This is a genomic window from Sinobaca qinghaiensis, assembly GCF_003610495.1.
Taxonomy (GTDB): domain Bacteria; phylum Bacillota; class Bacilli; order Bacillales; family Marinococcaceae; genus Sinobaca; species Sinobaca qinghaiensis.
Genome location: NZ_RAPK01000006.1, coordinates 207138 through 221070, shown reverse-complemented (window position 1 = coordinate 221070; position 13933 = coordinate 207138). Strand labels below are relative to the sequence as shown.

The 13933-nt window shown below is 45.9% G+C and carries 16 protein-coding genes; all 16 read right to left on the bottom strand.

The window, feature by feature from the left end; genetic code table 11:
* Nucleotides 1-4 precede the first annotated feature (4 nt).
* The 16 genes from atpD to prfA all read right to left on the bottom strand — a co-directional run bounded on the left by atpD (nt 5) and on the right by prfA (nt 13759).
* Nucleotides 5-1420: a F0F1 ATP synthase subunit beta gene (gene atpD / locus ATL39_RS01475; RefSeq protein ID WP_120191513.1), complete on the bottom strand. Its 1416-nt coding sequence runs from the start codon at nt 1418-1420 to the stop codon at nt 5-7.
* 33 nt (nt 1421-1453) lie between these two features.
* A complete protein-coding gene (atpG, locus tag ATL39_RS01470; protein ID WP_120191512.1) occupies nt 1454-2314 on the bottom strand; it encodes an ATP synthase F1 subunit gamma in 861 nt (286 codons plus the stop codon).
* A 40-nt stretch (nt 2315-2354) separates the two neighbouring features.
* A complete protein-coding gene (gene atpA / locus ATL39_RS01465; RefSeq protein WP_120191511.1) occupies nt 2355-3863 on the bottom strand; it encodes a F0F1 ATP synthase subunit alpha in 1509 nt (502 codons plus the stop codon).
* 11 nt (nt 3864-3874) lie between these two features.
* Nucleotides 3875-4426 carry a F0F1 ATP synthase subunit delta gene (locus ATL39_RS01460; RefSeq protein WP_120191510.1) on the bottom strand — a complete coding sequence of 184 codons (552 nt, stop codon included), beginning with the start codon at nt 4424-4426 and terminating at the stop codon, nt 3875-3877.
* Entirely contained in the window at nt 4423-4914 is a 492-nt protein-coding gene (gene atpF / locus ATL39_RS01455; RefSeq protein ID WP_120191509.1) for a F0F1 ATP synthase subunit B, read from the bottom strand. Before atpF ends, ATL39_RS01460 begins: the two co-directional genes overlap by 4 nt.
* A gap of 95 nt (nt 4915-5009) precedes the next feature.
* Nucleotides 5010-5222, bottom strand: coding sequence for a F0F1 ATP synthase subunit C (atpE, locus tag ATL39_RS01450; RefSeq protein ID WP_120191508.1), 213 nt, complete (start codon nt 5220-5222; stop codon nt 5010-5012).
* 60 nt (nt 5223-5282) lie between these two features.
* The gene (atpB, locus tag ATL39_RS01445; RefSeq protein ID WP_120191507.1) at nt 5283-6011 is read right to left on the bottom strand and encodes a F0F1 ATP synthase subunit A; all 729 of its coding nucleotides are present in this window, start codon (nt 6009-6011) and stop codon (nt 5283-5285) included.
* A 51-nt stretch (nt 6012-6062) separates the two neighbouring features.
* Entirely contained in the window at nt 6063-6434 is a 372-nt protein-coding gene (locus ATL39_RS01440) for an ATP synthase subunit I (protein WP_120191506.1), read from the bottom strand.
* A 438-nt stretch (nt 6435-6872) separates the two neighbouring features.
* Nucleotides 6873-7502 (bottom strand): uracil phosphoribosyltransferase, encoded by a 630-nt coding sequence (upp, locus tag ATL39_RS01435; RefSeq protein ID WP_120191505.1) that lies wholly within the window; start codon nt 7500-7502, stop codon nt 6873-6875.
* A 211-nt stretch (nt 7503-7713) separates the two neighbouring features.
* A complete protein-coding gene (locus tag ATL39_RS01430; RefSeq protein WP_120191504.1) occupies nt 7714-8958 on the bottom strand; it encodes a serine hydroxymethyltransferase in 1245 nt (414 codons plus the stop codon).
* 136 nt (nt 8959-9094) lie between these two features.
* A complete protein-coding gene (locus ATL39_RS01425; protein ID WP_120191503.1) occupies nt 9095-9646 on the bottom strand; it encodes a TIGR01440 family protein in 552 nt (183 codons plus the stop codon).
* A gap of 14 nt (nt 9647-9660) precedes the next feature.
* Complete coding sequence (rpiB, locus tag ATL39_RS01420) at nt 9661-10098, bottom strand: ribose 5-phosphate isomerase B (protein WP_120191502.1); 438 nt, start codon at nt 10096-10098, stop codon at nt 9661-9663.
* 27 nt (nt 10099-10125) lie between these two features.
* Entirely contained in the window at nt 10126-10569 is a 444-nt protein-coding gene (locus ATL39_RS01415) for a low molecular weight protein arginine phosphatase (protein ID WP_120191501.1), read from the bottom strand.
* Nucleotides 10570-10655: 86 nt separating this feature from the next.
* On the bottom strand, nt 10656-11702 hold the full coding sequence (locus ATL39_RS01410) for an L-threonylcarbamoyladenylate synthase (protein ID WP_120191500.1): 1047 nt from the start codon (nt 11700-11702) through the stop codon (nt 10656-10658).
* A 126-nt stretch (nt 11703-11828) separates the two neighbouring features.
* Nucleotides 11829-12686: a peptide chain release factor N(5)-glutamine methyltransferase gene (gene prmC / locus ATL39_RS01405; protein WP_120191499.1), complete on the bottom strand. Its 858-nt coding sequence runs from the start codon at nt 12684-12686 to the stop codon at nt 11829-11831.
* A complete protein-coding gene (gene prfA, locus ATL39_RS01400; protein WP_120191498.1) occupies nt 12686-13759 on the bottom strand; it encodes a peptide chain release factor 1 in 1074 nt (357 codons plus the stop codon). The genes prmC and prfA overlap by 1 nt, the downstream gene beginning before the upstream one ends.
* Between the last annotated feature and the right edge of the window lie 174 nt (nt 13760-13933).

Genomic DNA, 13933 nt, shown 5'->3' with positions numbered 1-13933 from the left:
ATTATTAAGACGATGCTTTTACTTTATCCAGCACAGCTTCAATTGGGCCTACTAGACGAAATGCATCTTCAGGCACGTCATCATGTTTTCCATCCAGAATTTCGCGGAATCCTTTGATGGTGTCTTTCACCTGGACATACGATCCTGTCTGGCCGGTAAACTGTTCTGCTACGTGGAAGTTCTGGGATAGGAAAAACTGTACACGTCTTGCGCGGTGTACAACGAGCTTATCTTCTTCCGACAGCTCATCCATACCTAGAATAGCAATGATATCCTGCAGTTCTTTATACTTCTGAAGCGTCTGCTGAACTTCCTGCGCCACTTGATAGTGCTCTTCTCCTACGATGTCCGGTGAAAGGGCACGGGACGTGGAAGCAAGCGGATCCACAGCCGGATAAATACCCTGCTCTGTTAATTTACGCTCCAGGTTTGTTGTCGCATCCAAGTGGGCAAACGTTGTAGCCGGAGCCGGGTCTGTATAGTCATCGGCCGGTACATAGATCGCCTGGATAGACGTTACGGAACCAGTTTTAGTGGAAGTGATACGTTCCTGCAGCTGGCCCATCTCAGTGGCCAGGGTAGGCTGGTAACCAACCGCTGATGGCATACGTCCCAACAAGGCGGATACTTCAGAACCAGCCTGGGTAAAGCGGTAGATGTTATCGATAAAGAGCAGAACGTCTGCTCCTTCCTTATCACGGAAGTGCTCTGCCATAGTTAAACCTGTTAAGGCTACACGCATACGTGCACCAGGCGGCTCGTTCATCTGACCGAATACCATGGCGGTCTTTTTAATAACCCCGGAATCAGTCATTTCAAAATAAAGGTCGTTTCCTTCACGCGTACGCTCACCAACACCGGCAAACACGGAAATACCGCCGTGCTCCTGCGCGATGTTATTGATAAGCTCCTGAATTAGAACCGTTTTACCAACACCGGCACCTCCGAACAGGCCGATCTTTCCGCCTTTTACGTAAGGGGCAAGCAGGTCAACTACTTTAATTCCCGTTTCAAGGATCTCTGCCTGTGTAGAGAGTTCATCAAACTTAGGGGGCTGTCTGTGAATAGGGCTTCTGCTTCCAGCACTTTCTTCCAGCTTGTCATCTAAGTCAATGGTATCGCCAAGTACATTAAATACCCGTCCCAAAGTTTGTTCGCCGACAGGAACGGAAATAGGACCGCCGGTATTTACTACTTCTGTGCCTCGAACCAATCCATCTGTAGAGCCCATGGAAATGGTACGAACAGAGTTGTCGCCAAGATGCAGCGCTACTTCAAGCGTTACGTGCACCTCGGATGTTCCTTCCGCCGTACTTGACTGCGAAATAGTCAGTGCGTTATTTAACTCAGGAAGGTGGCCGTCTGGAAATCTAACATCCACAACCGGTCCCATGATCTGAGTAATATGTCCGTTGTTCATTCATTTCCCTCCTCACTGTTACTTTAAAGGCTTTTATTCCAGTGCTGCAGCACCGCCGACAATCTCGGTTATTTCCTGCGTAACTGCTGCCTGCCTTGCACGGTTGTAAACAATAGTCTGTTCATCGATGATGCCTGTAGCGTTATCTGTTGCTGAGCTCATGGCGGTCATCCGCGCACCGAACTCACTCGCCTTGGCATCCAGCAATGCCCCGTAAATCAAGCTTTCTGCATACTGGGGCAGAAGCTGTTCAAGTACTGCCTCTTCGGAAGGCTCGTATTCGTAGGATTGGTTACTTTGATCTTCTTCTGCAAAATCCGTAAGCGGCAGAATTTTTTTCTCCGTAACGTCCTGTTGAATAGGATTCACGAAATGGTTGTACCAGATGTTCAGCTCGTCTATTGCCTGGTCTTTATACATGTCCACGGCAAGCCGTGTAATGTTTTTAATATCTTCAAAACTCGGCTGGTCGGAAAGGCCCGTTACTTCATCAAAAATAGTAATATCTTTTCGTTTCAAAAGATCCCTGCCGATTCTGCCGATTACAATCACGCCATACTCTTCTTTCGAAGAGTGGCGCTCTTCCACCGTCTGCATGAAACTCCTGAACAAGCTGGCATTATAGCCGCCGGCAAGTCCCTGATCGGAAAAAATCATAATATACGCTGTTTTTTGAACAGGCCGCTCTTCAAGCATAGGATGGGTTGCATCCGTTTTGCTCGCAGCAATACTGGCCACAACCTCTTTTATCTTTCTTGTATAAGGTTCATATGCCTGGGAATGACGCTGGGCACGGTTCAGTTTCGAAGCGGATACCATCTGCATCGCTTTTGTTATCTGCTTTGTTTTTTTCACCGAATTAATTCGGTTTTTAATGTCACGTAAAGAGGCCATACTATCTCACCACCTTCTTCTTTAGGGTGATTATCTTATATTACTTTGTCGGATTAAATGTACGTTTGAATCCTTCGATTGCACGGTTAAAGTCTTCTTTTTCAGGAAGGTTTCCAGTTTCACGGATACCATCAAGAAGCGCTTTTTCTTCCGCATCGAGGTAGGCCATAAGCTCTGATTCAAAACGCTGGATATCTGTTACGGGTACATCATCAAGATAGCCCTGTGTCAAAGCATAGATAATTGCTACCTGCTTTTCCACGCGGAGCGGCTTATTCAAGTCCTGCTTAAGCATTTCTACTGTACGTGCGCCCCGGTTCAGCTTCGCCTGAGTAGACTCATCAAGATCCGAGCCGAACTGGGAGAATGCCTCCAGCTCACGGAATGCTGCCAGGTCCAGACGGAGCGTACCGGCTACCTTTTTCATTGCTTTAATCTGGGCGGAGCCACCTACACGGGATACAGAGATACCCGGGTTAACGGCAGGACGAACACCGGAATAAAACAGGTCGGACTGAAGGAAAATCTGACCGTCCGTGATGGAAATAACGTTAGTTGGAATGTAGGAGGACACGTCGCCTGCCTGCGTCTCAACAAACGGAAGAGCCGTCATGGAACCGGAACCTTTTGCATCACTTAATTTTGCAGAACGTTCAAGTAAACGGGAGTGAATATAGAAAACATCACCCGGGAATGCTTCACGGCCCGGCGGGCGGCGGAGAAGCAGCGAAAGTTCACGATAAGCGGCTGCCTGTTTGGTCAAGTCATCAAATACAACGAGTACATGCTTTCCGTTGTACATGAATTCTTCACCCATGGATACGCCGGCATATGGCGCCAGGTAAAGAAGCGGAGCCGGGTCAGAAGCACCAGCGTTTACAATAATAGTATAATCAAGCGCACCTTTTTGACGGAGCGTTTCCACTACGTTTGCAACGGTTGATTCCTTCTGGCCGATTGCTACGTAAATACAAATAATATCTTCTTCTTTTTGGTTAATGATCGTATCAATTGCAATAGAAGTCTTACCAATCTGACGGTCACCGATGATAAGCTCACGCTGGCCGCGGCCGATAGGAATCATGGAGTCAATCGCTTTAATCCCTGTCTGAAGCGGCTCGTGTACGGATTTTCTATCCATAACACCAGGTGCCGGACTTTCAATTGGGCGTGTTTTCGTCGTGCCGATAGCGCCCTGTCCGTCCAACGGCTGGCCTAATGGGTTTACAACGCGTCCAAGAATTTCTTCGCCTACCGGAACTTCCATGATGCGTCCTGTACGCTTTACTTCGTCTCCTTCACGAATGTCGGAGTAGGGTCCTAAAATAATAATACCGATATTGTTTTCTTCCAGGTTCTGAGCCATGCCCATCACTCCGGTAGAGAACTCAAGCAGTTCACCGGCCATTGCGTTTTCTAGGCCGTGAGCACGTGCGATACCATCACCAATCTGAATAACAGTACCAACTTCGCTTGCCTGCACATCGGTTTCAAATCCTTCAATCTGCTGCTTAATGAGAGAGCTTATCTCATCTGGTCTGATGCTCATTGTGTTCCCCCCTATCTAAGGTCTTTTCCGGAAATCAGCTGATGTTCCAGACGATTTAGTTGATTTCTTACGCTTCCATCAAAGATAGTGTCTCCAATGCGTATTTTCATACCGCCAATGAGAGATGAATCAATGATGTTTTCAATAAATACAGTATCTTTTCCGACTCTTTTTGCAAACACTTCGGAAATGCGTGTTTTTTCCTGCTCGTTTAACGGCTTTACAGTATATACCTTCGCATAACCGCGCTTCTGCTGGTCATCTGCAAGTTTTTCATACTGTTCAGCGATAAGTACAGTACAGTCAATGCGCCTTTTCTTTAACAAAAGCAGCAGAGTGCTGCGTATCATATCGTTTGTTGAAAGAAATACTTCATGAATAGATGCTGCTTTTTTATCCTGGGTGACTTTTGGATTTTCCAAAAAGTCTACATATGCAGGATTCTGGACAAAGGTTTCTTTCACCACTTGAAGCTCATTATTGATTTCTTCAAGCATGCCTTTTTCGCCGGCCAGTTCAAATAAAGCTACGGCATATCTTCTCGCTGCTGCTGGGTTGCTCATAGGTTTCCGCCTGCCTCTTGAAGATATTCTTCAATAAGCTTTTCCTGCTCCGCCTCATCAAGTTCTTTCTCAATGATTTTCGTTGCAATCATAACGGAAAGCGTTGATACCTGCTCTCTTAATTCAGCAATAGCCTGCTCTTTTTCATTCTGGATCTGGGCCAGGGCGTTTTCTTTCACCTGTTCGGATTCACGGCGGGACTGTTCTACGATTTCACGGCCCTGCTGCTCCCCTGTTTTCTTGGCTGATTCTATAATGGACTGCGCCTCTTCACGGGCACGGTCTACTTCAAGCTTCTGCTGTTCTAAATATTTCTCTGATTCCAGGCGGTTGTTCTCCGCTGTATCAATATCATCTGCGATCTTTTCTTCCCGCTCCTGCATCATGTTCATCATCGGTCCCCATGCAAACTTCCGGAGAAGAAGGAGAAGGATAATAAATGTCACAATCGAAAATAAAGGATCCACTAACGTTAGTGTTTCTGGCATTTCTTTCACTCCTTTCTACATTTATACAAAAGGAATGGCGAAGTATCAATTGAAGGACTTCGCCATTTTTAAACCGGCTTGTATTTGGCCGGCAGTTATTGACCCATTAAGATAAAGGCGATAACGATTGCGATGATTGGAAGTGCCTCAACGAGTGCCACACCGATAAACATAAGCGTCTGTAATGTACCTTTTAATTCCGGCTGACGGGCTACACCGTCAATTGTTCCGCGTACGATCTGTGATACACCAATACCTGCACCTAGTGCGGCTAGTCCTGCCGCGATTCCTGCTGCTAAAGCTCCCATAATAAAAATCCTCCTAGTATTATAATTTATATCAAATCTGCTGTTTCCGATATCAAGATTCTAGTGTTCTTCTTCTACTTTATGAGCCAGATACACCATGGTAAGCATTAAAAATACAAAAGCCTGGATGGAACCGATAAACAAGCTGAAGGCCTGCCATGCAATCATCGGCACACTTGCGCCAAGCGCGCCCAGTATGCTTGCTCCACCTGCTGCGGCAAGCATTGTAAGCAGAATTTCTTTTGCATACAAGTTACCGAACAGCCGCATTCCCAGCGTAATCGTGTTCGTAAATTCCTCAAGCACTTTAAATGGGAATAAATAAGGGATAGGGCGGAAGAAGTCCTTAACGTACTCTTTACCGCCTCTAATTTTAATTCCGTAATAGTGGCAGAGCACGAGCACCATAATCGCAAAAGTCATTGTAATGATCGGGTCTGCTGTCGGCGACCTCCACCAGACTGTATGCGTTTGTTCTGTGAACAGCATAAAAGGAACACCCAGAAGGTTGGCTACTAAAATAAATAAGAAAATAGTAATTCCTAATCCGAAAAACCGTTCCCCGGTTTTCCAGCTCATCGTGCTGGAAATAATATTTTTAATAAAATCAATGACCCATTCAAATACATTCTGCATTCCTGTCGGCTTCATTTTTATCGATCTCGCACTGATCATTCCTATGATAAATACGATCACGGCTGCTACTGTCAGCATAAGAATATTCGACAGATTCGCATGAAAGCCCGGAATGCCAAACACATCGTAGGCTATCGGAAATTCGTGATCCATGGTTAAATTCACCCCTTTTCCTATAGTTTAGCAAATGACTGTGTTACCCCATCAATCGGACGAAAAAGCAAAAAATAATAAAGAAAAAAGAATGATAAGGTATGGAGTCATTAAACCAGCCGCCAGCGGCACAATGCCGAAGTGTTCCGGAAACTGCAGAAACAGAAGGGCAATAACGACGCCGGCTCCCACTCTCGCAGGCATTCCCAGAGCAAACGCGAGTTTATTCGAACGTTCAAAATCAGCGGCGGCCTGCGTATCACGGTACATGCTCCATAAGTTAAACAATCCCAGCAGAGATCCAGTAGCCAGGCTCAAGAAAAACAGGCTGTGTGACGTCAGTGCTGCGCATACTGCGTAAATAAAAACGACTGCTGCACTCAGCATAAAATAGCGCTTGTAATTTTCCTGAAAGGAAGACATCTGACCTTCTCCTTCTTTTTTTCAGCAGACGGACTAGTCCGTCACCCTGAATCAAAACGTTAAAATATTGCCTCCCAAGCTTCATAGACTTACTTTTAAAATGAAGATTGCTCTGCACGAACCTGCAGATAATAACTATGTACAGCTGCTTAGGAGGGTTCAAAGGAGAAGCTTAAGCGTTTGCTTAACTAGATCCTGATTTGAACTCGTCTGTTCATGAACATGAAAACCCTATCATATATCCTTAGTAATCGTACAATAGGGAGAGTTTTCTGTCAATCCATAATGAGGAAAAAAACCTTGCAATATAAGGGTTTGAGCGCCTTTCGGAAATGTGACTATTAGATGACAATTTGATTGTAAATTTATTATTACACTTTTATTTCTTTTCCATGAAATAAAAAAACCGCGTCAAAAAAAGACACGGTTTTTTCACTATTATTTTGTTCCAAATAGACGGTCTCCGGCATCGCCAAGACCAGGAACGATATATCCTTTTTCATTAAGCTTCTCATCAAGCGCCCCAAGGTATATTTCCACTTCCGGATGAGCCTCCTGAACGGCTGCTACTCCTTCGGGAGCTGCCACAAGGCACATAAGCTTCATATTCTTAGCACCGCGTTTTTTAAGGCTGTTCAACGCTTCAACAGCTGAACCGCCTGTCGCAAGCATTGGATCGATTACGATAAACTCACGCTCCTCTACGTCGCTTGGAAGCTTTACGTAGTACTCAATAGGCTTCAGCGTTTTAGGGTCACGATACAAACCAACGTGGCCTACTTTTGCAGCCGGGATAAGAGATAAAATACCGTCGGACATGCCAAGACCAGCTCTTAAAATAGGCACAATTCCAAGCTTTTTACCAGCAAGTGTATGTCCTTTTGCCGGGCCGACCGGCGTTTCCACGGTTACTTCCTGCAGCTGGAGATCTCGTGTGATTTCAAAAGCCATCAGCATCGAAACTTCCTCCACCAGCTCCCTGAATTCTTTCGTTCCCGTGGAAACATCACGGATAAATGTTAGTTTATGCTGGATTAATGGATGATTTAAAACGTGTACTTTTGACATACATGCAGCTCCTCTTTTATATAATCGAATGGAATGAACGGTCACCTGTGTTCAGCGTTTTATCTGCGCACACTTCTTTTGAAATTCTACCGAATAATTACCCCGCAATCAAGGTTTCCGGAAAAATAGCAATGATTCAGATAAATAAAGACCCTGTCTTTCCATAAAAAAACCGCAGCCTGCATCCGGCCGCGGTTTTAAAGATTCAGTTCTAGAGATTCGGGTACATTGGGAATTGTGCTGTTAATTGATCTACTCGATCAGCAGCTTCCTTCAGCTTCTCTTCGTTCTCTGTGTTTTTCAGAACAAGAGCAATGATTTTTCCAAGCTCGTCCATCTCTGCTTCCTTGAAGCCTCTTGTCGTCACTGCAGAAGTTCCCAGACGGATTCCACTCGTCACAAAAGGCTTTTCCGGATCATACGGAATCGCGTTTTTGTTTGTAGTCAAACCGGCTTCATCCAACGCTTTCTCGGCCACTTTTCCTGTGATGCCGATTTTGCGGAGATCCAGAAGAAGAAGATGGTTATCAGTGCCTCCGGATACAAGATCAATACCTTCGTTTACAAGGGATTCTCCCAAACGAACCGCGTTGACAATAATCTGCTTGGAGTACTCCACAAATTCAGGCTCCAGCGCTTCACCAAAGGCTACAGCTTTTGCTGCAATTACGTGCATAAGCGGACCGCCCTGCATGCCCGGGAATACCGTCTTATCGATCTTTTTAGCAAAACGCTCTTCGCAGAGGATCAGTCCGCCGCGGGGACCGCGAAGCGTTTTGTGCGTAGTGGTTGTAACAAAATGCGCATGCGGTACCGGGTTCTGGTGCTGTCCTGCTGCAACCAGCCCTGCAATATGCGCCATGTCAACCATAAGGTAGGCGTCTACTTCATCCGCGATTTCACGGAATTTCTTAAAATCTATTTCGCGCGGGTAGGCGCTTGCTCCGGCTACAATAAGCTTTGGCTTATGCTCTAATGCCGCTTTTCTGACTTCTTCATAATCAATAACCTGATTGTCTTCTGTCACACCATATTCTACGAAATTGTACTGAATTCCGCTGAAGTTTACCGGGCTTCCATGAGTTAAATGGCCGCCGTGGGACAAATTCATGCCAAGCACTGTATCTCCGTGCTCCAATATAGTGAAATACACTGCCATGTTAGCCTGGGCACCGGAATGCGGCTGCACGTTGGCATGTTCCGCATTGAAAATTTCCTTCGCGCGGTCACGTGCAAGATCCTCTACCGTATCGACGTGCTCACATCCACCGTAGAATCTTTTGCCTGGATAACCTTCTGCATATTTATTTGTAAGAACAGACCCCTGAGCTTCCATTACCGCTTCACTTGTAAAGTTTTCTGAAGCGATCAGCTCAATTTTATCGCGCTGGCGCTGCAGTTCTTTTTCCATTGCTTCAAATACTGCAGCATCTTTTTTCTTAACCGTTTCTAACATTTGTAGTGCTCCCTTCTCTCTCAACCATTTTTATCATTCGTTATTTGACTCATTTTCTGAATATCCGAAGCCATTATAACATTTTAATTCAGCTATTTCCGTACTTTATAAATAAAATGTTAAAAAACATTAAGTTTTATTCCAGTGAATATTTTGCACGCTCTCCGCCGATTAACTTGGGTCTTGAGACTGCCATAGTAACATGAGCCGAACCAATAGCATCAATAGACGTTCTAACGGGAACCGCTACATGCTTCATATGCATGCCGATAAACGTATCACCAATGTCAATTCCCGCGTCTGCTTGAATATGCTCTACTACTACCGGATCTTTCATTTTCCGGTAGGCCCTCGAAGCCATTGCACCTCCAGCACGCGGATGGGGAACAGCGCTTACCGGATCCAGGTGAAGCCGGTCCGCGGTTTCCCGTTCTACCGTAATGGCCCTGTTAATGTGCTCACAGCCTTGAAAAGCCAGATGCACACCTGTTTTATCCCGAAAAGAAGCAAACTCCTGAAACAGCTCTTCTGCCACTTCTTCTGAGCCGGCGGAACCAATATTTCTGCCGATCACTTCGCTTGTACTGGCTCCAATAATCAGAACGTGCCGGTGGTCAAGAGCTTTTTTCTGATGCAAAGCATCTAAAAATACAGTGAGGGATTCTCTCCAGTGAGCTGCGTTTTCCATGCCTTTCACCTCAATTAGTTTTCGATTGCCGATACTTTCTCAATCCGCTTTTCGTGTCTTCCGCCTTCGAATTCTGTATCAAGCCATGTTTCTGCAATTTCAAGGGCAAGTCCCGGTCCTATGACTCTTTCTCCCATGGCCAGCACGTTGCTGTCATTATGGGCGCGTGTCGCTTTTGCACTGAACAAATCATGAACGAGGGCGCAGCGGATACCTTTGACTTTATTTGCGGCAATGGACATACCAATACCTGTCCCGCAGATTAAGATGCCCCGGTCCGCTTCTCCTGCTGCTACTTTTTCCGCTACAGGAACAGCGTAGTCGGCATAATCCACTGAATCCGCGCAGTCGCAGCCTACATCTTCTATTTCTACACCTTTTTTGGAAAGCATTGTCTTAATTTCCTCTTTTAAATTATATCCGCCGTGATCCGATCCAATCGCTACTTTCATTCCCAGCACTCTCCTTATTTATGCTTATTACAAGCTCTTTATTTTTGGTATAGCGTGATCCATCAGACGCTCAATCTCTGCAGCTGTCTGCCTGTATACGTCGGTGTCTGCGCCGATTGGGTCCATAATATCCCGCCCCTTATCATCCAGGGCGAATTCATGAAGGGTATATATCCGGTCTGCTGCATAGGGATACATAGCCGCCGCTGCCTGTTTATGGGAGACGGTCATAGTAAGAACAATATCCGCCCAGTCAATCATTTCTTTTGTTAAAAGGTTCGATGTTTCCTGATAGGAAATATTTTTTTCTTTTAATACTTCCAGCGTTTCCACGGAAGGCGGAACGCCATCTGCTGCATATACCCCGGCAGACCTCACTTCAATCTCTTCCTCGTTTTTATGAAGAAGCAGGGCTTCCGCCAGAGGGCTTCTGCATGTATTTCCTGTGCATACAAATAAGACATGCTTCATTACGCAGCCATTCCTTTCTGCTGATCTTTCACTAAAGCTTGCTTCTATTTTATCACAGATTCTTTTTGCCCCGTACCTTCACGGCTTCATTCAGCAGCCGGCTCCTCCGCTGCTTTTTTAAGTCTGTTCATCAGCGCGGCACCCATTTCTGTTTCTTCAAATACAGGACAGAAAAGAACATCAAGCCGGTGCTCGTCAGCTTCCCTCAGCGCACTGTACAGCCTGGAGGAAAATACCTCCGGGGTGTGGACGGATCCCATATCAAGACAGAAATCAGCTTCTTCTGCCAGATCTTTATAGCTTTCGCTGCTTGACAAAACCCCGGTTTTTTTCCCCTGTTTGCGGGCACGGCGCACTTCATTCATTATTCGGGATTCTTCTATTAAAAAAAGAGGCGTGTCCGGCGCATAATGACGGTATTTTGTTCCAGGTGATTTAGGTGCCTCCTGACTGCTTCCCGCTTCATTTCTTACCGGGGTGTCCGGCAGCAGCTTTTCTATCTGCTCTTTCGTAACGCCCCCCGGCCGCAGAATCCAGCATACGCCATCTTTCCATTCTACAACCGTTGACTCCAGCCCATATCCGGTTTCTCCTCCATCGACCACTCCGGCAATTCTACGGTCAAGATCAAATGTTACATGGGACGCTTTCGTCGGACTCGGCCTGCCGGATAAATTAGCGCTCGGCGCGGCAAGTGCTTTTCCCGATGCTTTGATTAATGCAAGCGCCACGGGATGGTCCGGCATGCGGACAGCCAGCGTGTCCAGCCCTGCCGTGACGTTGGCCGATACCGGAAAAATGCCGTGCAGGACGATAGTCAGTGGACCCGGCCAAAATGCTTCCATCAATCTGCGTTCGACATCGTCCACCTGAACGTTTAAGTTATCCAGATGTGGATAATCTGCAATATGAACGATAAGCGGGTTATCCCCAGGCCTTCCTTTGGCAGCAAATATTTTATTCACTGCTTCTCTGCTGGAAGCATCTGCACCTAGTCCATACACTGTCTCCGTAGGAAAAGCCACTACCTCTCCTCGTTTGATATAGTCGGCAGCTTCTACAATGGATGGGTCGGACGGAAGTGTTTTTTTATTTTTATCCACAGTCCAGATCTTTGTATGTGTATAACTCAATTTTTTACCCTCATTTCCACTTATAGAAAATCACTGATTTTTAAGGTTTTTATTAACAGATAACAAAAATAAAAAAGTTATCCACAGTAATATCTTAATAAGTGGATAACTGCTTGTATATAACTTTTACTTTTTTTCTACAAAAATCATTCGATCTCTTTTATTAATATCCTGCTTCAGCCATACGTGCTCGTCCGGGAAAGCCTGCTTAAAAATAGCCAGTGCTCCCTCTCCCTGATCCATTCCAATCTCAAAAGCAGCAAGACCAGGACGATTGAGAAGCGCCGGAATATCTTCCGCCAGCTGTCTGTAGCAGAAAAGTCCGTCATCATCTTCTCCGACAAGAGCCGTTCTCGGCTCATAGTCTTTTACGATGTCGTCGAGCTGCTCCCACTGATCCAGCGGAATGTAAGGAGGGTTGGACACAATAACATCAAACAGGCGGCCTTCGAGCGGGCGGGCCAGATCTCCTTTAATAAACTCCACGCCTGCACCCAGCATGCGGGCATTCTGCTTGGCTTTCTGCAAGGCCTCGTCCATTAAATCTGTTGCCGTCATTTCTATGCCGTCTGCTTCCAGCGCTATCGTTACGGCCAGAGCTCCGCTTCCTGTTCCAATATCCACCACGCGCCGGGTCATTCCCGGTTTCTGACTGCCCAGCCATTGAATCACTTCATGGGCCAGTTCTTCCGTTTCCGGCCTTGGAATCAGCACATGTTCATTAACAGAAAACATTCTGCCGTAAAAGGCACCTTCTCCTGTAATGTGCTGTACCGGAACGCCTGACGCATGAGTGGCTACATCCGTCTGAAACACCTTCCACACATCGTCTGTAAGCTTTTCGGCCCGGTCAAGATGAAGAGAAGTCTGATCTTCATTCATCCTCGATGAGAGAAGCCATACAGCTGCCTGCGGCTCACGGCCATGTTCACCTAAAAAAGAAGAAGCCCAGTTAAGGGCCTCATATACGTAGGGTATGTTCATTATCTTTCGCTGGCTCTTTCCATCATTTCCGCCTGTTCTTCTACTACCAGCGGATCAATAATTTCATCGAGTTCGCCGGCCAGAATCTGGTCCAGCTTTTGAAGCGTTAAACCGATACGGTGATCAGTGACTCTGCTCTGCGGAAAATTATACGTTCTGATCCGCTCGGAACGATCTCCTGTACCTACGGCAGATTTTCTTGTTTCATCGTATTCCGCCTGCGCTTCACGCTGGAATTTATCATAAATACGCGCCCGCAGAACTTTCATTGCTTTTTCTTTGTTTTTAATCTGGGATTTTTCATCCTGACAGGAAACCACTACGCCGGTAGGTTCGTGCGTCAGACGGACGGCCGACATCGTCGTGTTAACGCTCTGTCCGCCGGGTCCGCTCGATGTAAAGGTGTCCACACGGATATCCTTATCGTGGATGTCCACCTCTACTTCTTCTGCTTCTGCAAGGATAGCTACCGTAGCCGTAGACGTATGAATGCGTCCGCCGGATTCGGTGCTTGGCACCCTCTGCACCCGGTGGGCCCCATTTTCATATTTCAGCCTGGAATAAGCACCGCTTCCGTTTACGATGAAAATAATTTCTTTATAGCCGCCTACATCGCTGGTGCTTGATTCAATTATTTCTGTTTTCCAATTCATTTTTTCAGCGTAACGTGAATACATTTTAAATAAATCACCGGCAAATAAGGCAGCTTCGTCGCCGCCGGCCGCTCCGCGGATTTCTACGATGACGTTTTTATCGTCATTAGGATCCTTTGGCAGAAGCATGACGTGAAGTTTTTCTTCAAGAGCCGTTTGTCTTTCTATCAGCTCTTCTATTTCCATCTTCACCATGTCTTCCATTTCTTTGTCCATTGCTTCCTGCTGCATGGACTTGGCTTCTTTAAGCTCTTCCGTCACTGTTTTGTATTCTCTATATACTTCTACCGTTTTGGAAAGATCAGCCTGCTCTTTTGAATATTCTCTTAGTTTCTTTGTATCACTTATAACGTCCGGATCACTGAGTAACTCATTTAAATGATTATATCTGTCCTCTACCGTTTGTAATCGATCTATCACAAACTTCACCTCTTTATACTATTGCATAGCTTTATAATTATAGTATACGCCATATCGGCAGTCAAAGCATCCTTCATTCCAATATTTCAGCCGGGCCTCTTTCTCGTTTTTTTCATCTTAAGAAAGGGAAAAGAACCTGACAACTAATTAATTACTGACAAAGAAAGCAGGAGA

Excerpts from the sequence above, each read along its gene's own strand:
- rpiB (WP_120191502.1), bottom strand. The coding sequence starts at position 10,098 with ATGAAAGTAGCGATTGGATCGGATCACGGCGGATATAATTTAAAAGAG.
- ATL39_RS01425 (WP_120191503.1), bottom strand. The coding sequence starts at position 9,646 with ATGGAAAACGCAGCTCACTGGAGAGAATCCCTCACTGTATTTTTAGAT.
- atpG (WP_120191512.1), bottom strand. The coding sequence starts at position 2,314 with ATGGCCTCTTTACGTGACATTAAAAACCGAATTAATTCGGTGAAAAAA.
- atpE (WP_120191508.1), bottom strand. The coding sequence starts at position 5,222 with ATGGGAGCTTTAGCAGCAGGAATCGCGGCAGGACTAGCCGCACTAGGT.
- ATL39_RS01430 (WP_120191504.1), bottom strand. The coding sequence starts at position 8,958 with ATGTTAGAAACGGTTAAGAAAAAAGATGCTGCAGTATTTGAAGCAATG.
- ATL39_RS01415 (WP_120191501.1), bottom strand. The coding sequence starts at position 10,569 with ATGAAGCATGTCTTATTTGTATGCACAGGAAATACATGCAGAAGCCCT.
- ATL39_RS01460 (WP_120191510.1), bottom strand. The coding sequence starts at position 4,426 with ATGAGCAACCCAGCAGCAGCGAGAAGATATGCCGTAGCTTTATTTGAA.
- atpD (WP_120191513.1), bottom strand. The coding sequence starts at position 1,420 with ATGAACAACGGACATATTACTCAGATCATGGGACCGGTTGTGGATGTT.
- atpB (WP_120191507.1), bottom strand. The coding sequence starts at position 6,011 with ATGGATCACGAATTTCCGATAGCCTACGATGTGTTTGGCATTCCGGGC.
- upp (WP_120191505.1), bottom strand. The coding sequence starts at position 7,502 with ATGTCAAAAGTACACGTTTTAAATCATCCATTAATCCAGCATAAACTA.
- ATL39_RS01440 (WP_120191506.1), bottom strand. The coding sequence starts at position 6,434 with ATGTCTTCCTTTCAGGAAAATTACAAGCGCTATTTTATGCTGAGTGCA.
- atpA (WP_120191511.1), bottom strand. The coding sequence starts at position 3,863 with ATGAGCATCAGACCAGATGAGATAAGCTCTCTCATTAAGCAGCAGATT.
- prmC (WP_120191499.1), bottom strand. The coding sequence starts at position 12,686 with ATGAACATACCCTACGTATATGAGGCCCTTAACTGGGCTTCTTCTTTT.
- atpF (WP_120191509.1), bottom strand. The coding sequence starts at position 4,914 with ATGCCAGAAACACTAACGTTAGTGGATCCTTTATTTTCGATTGTGACA.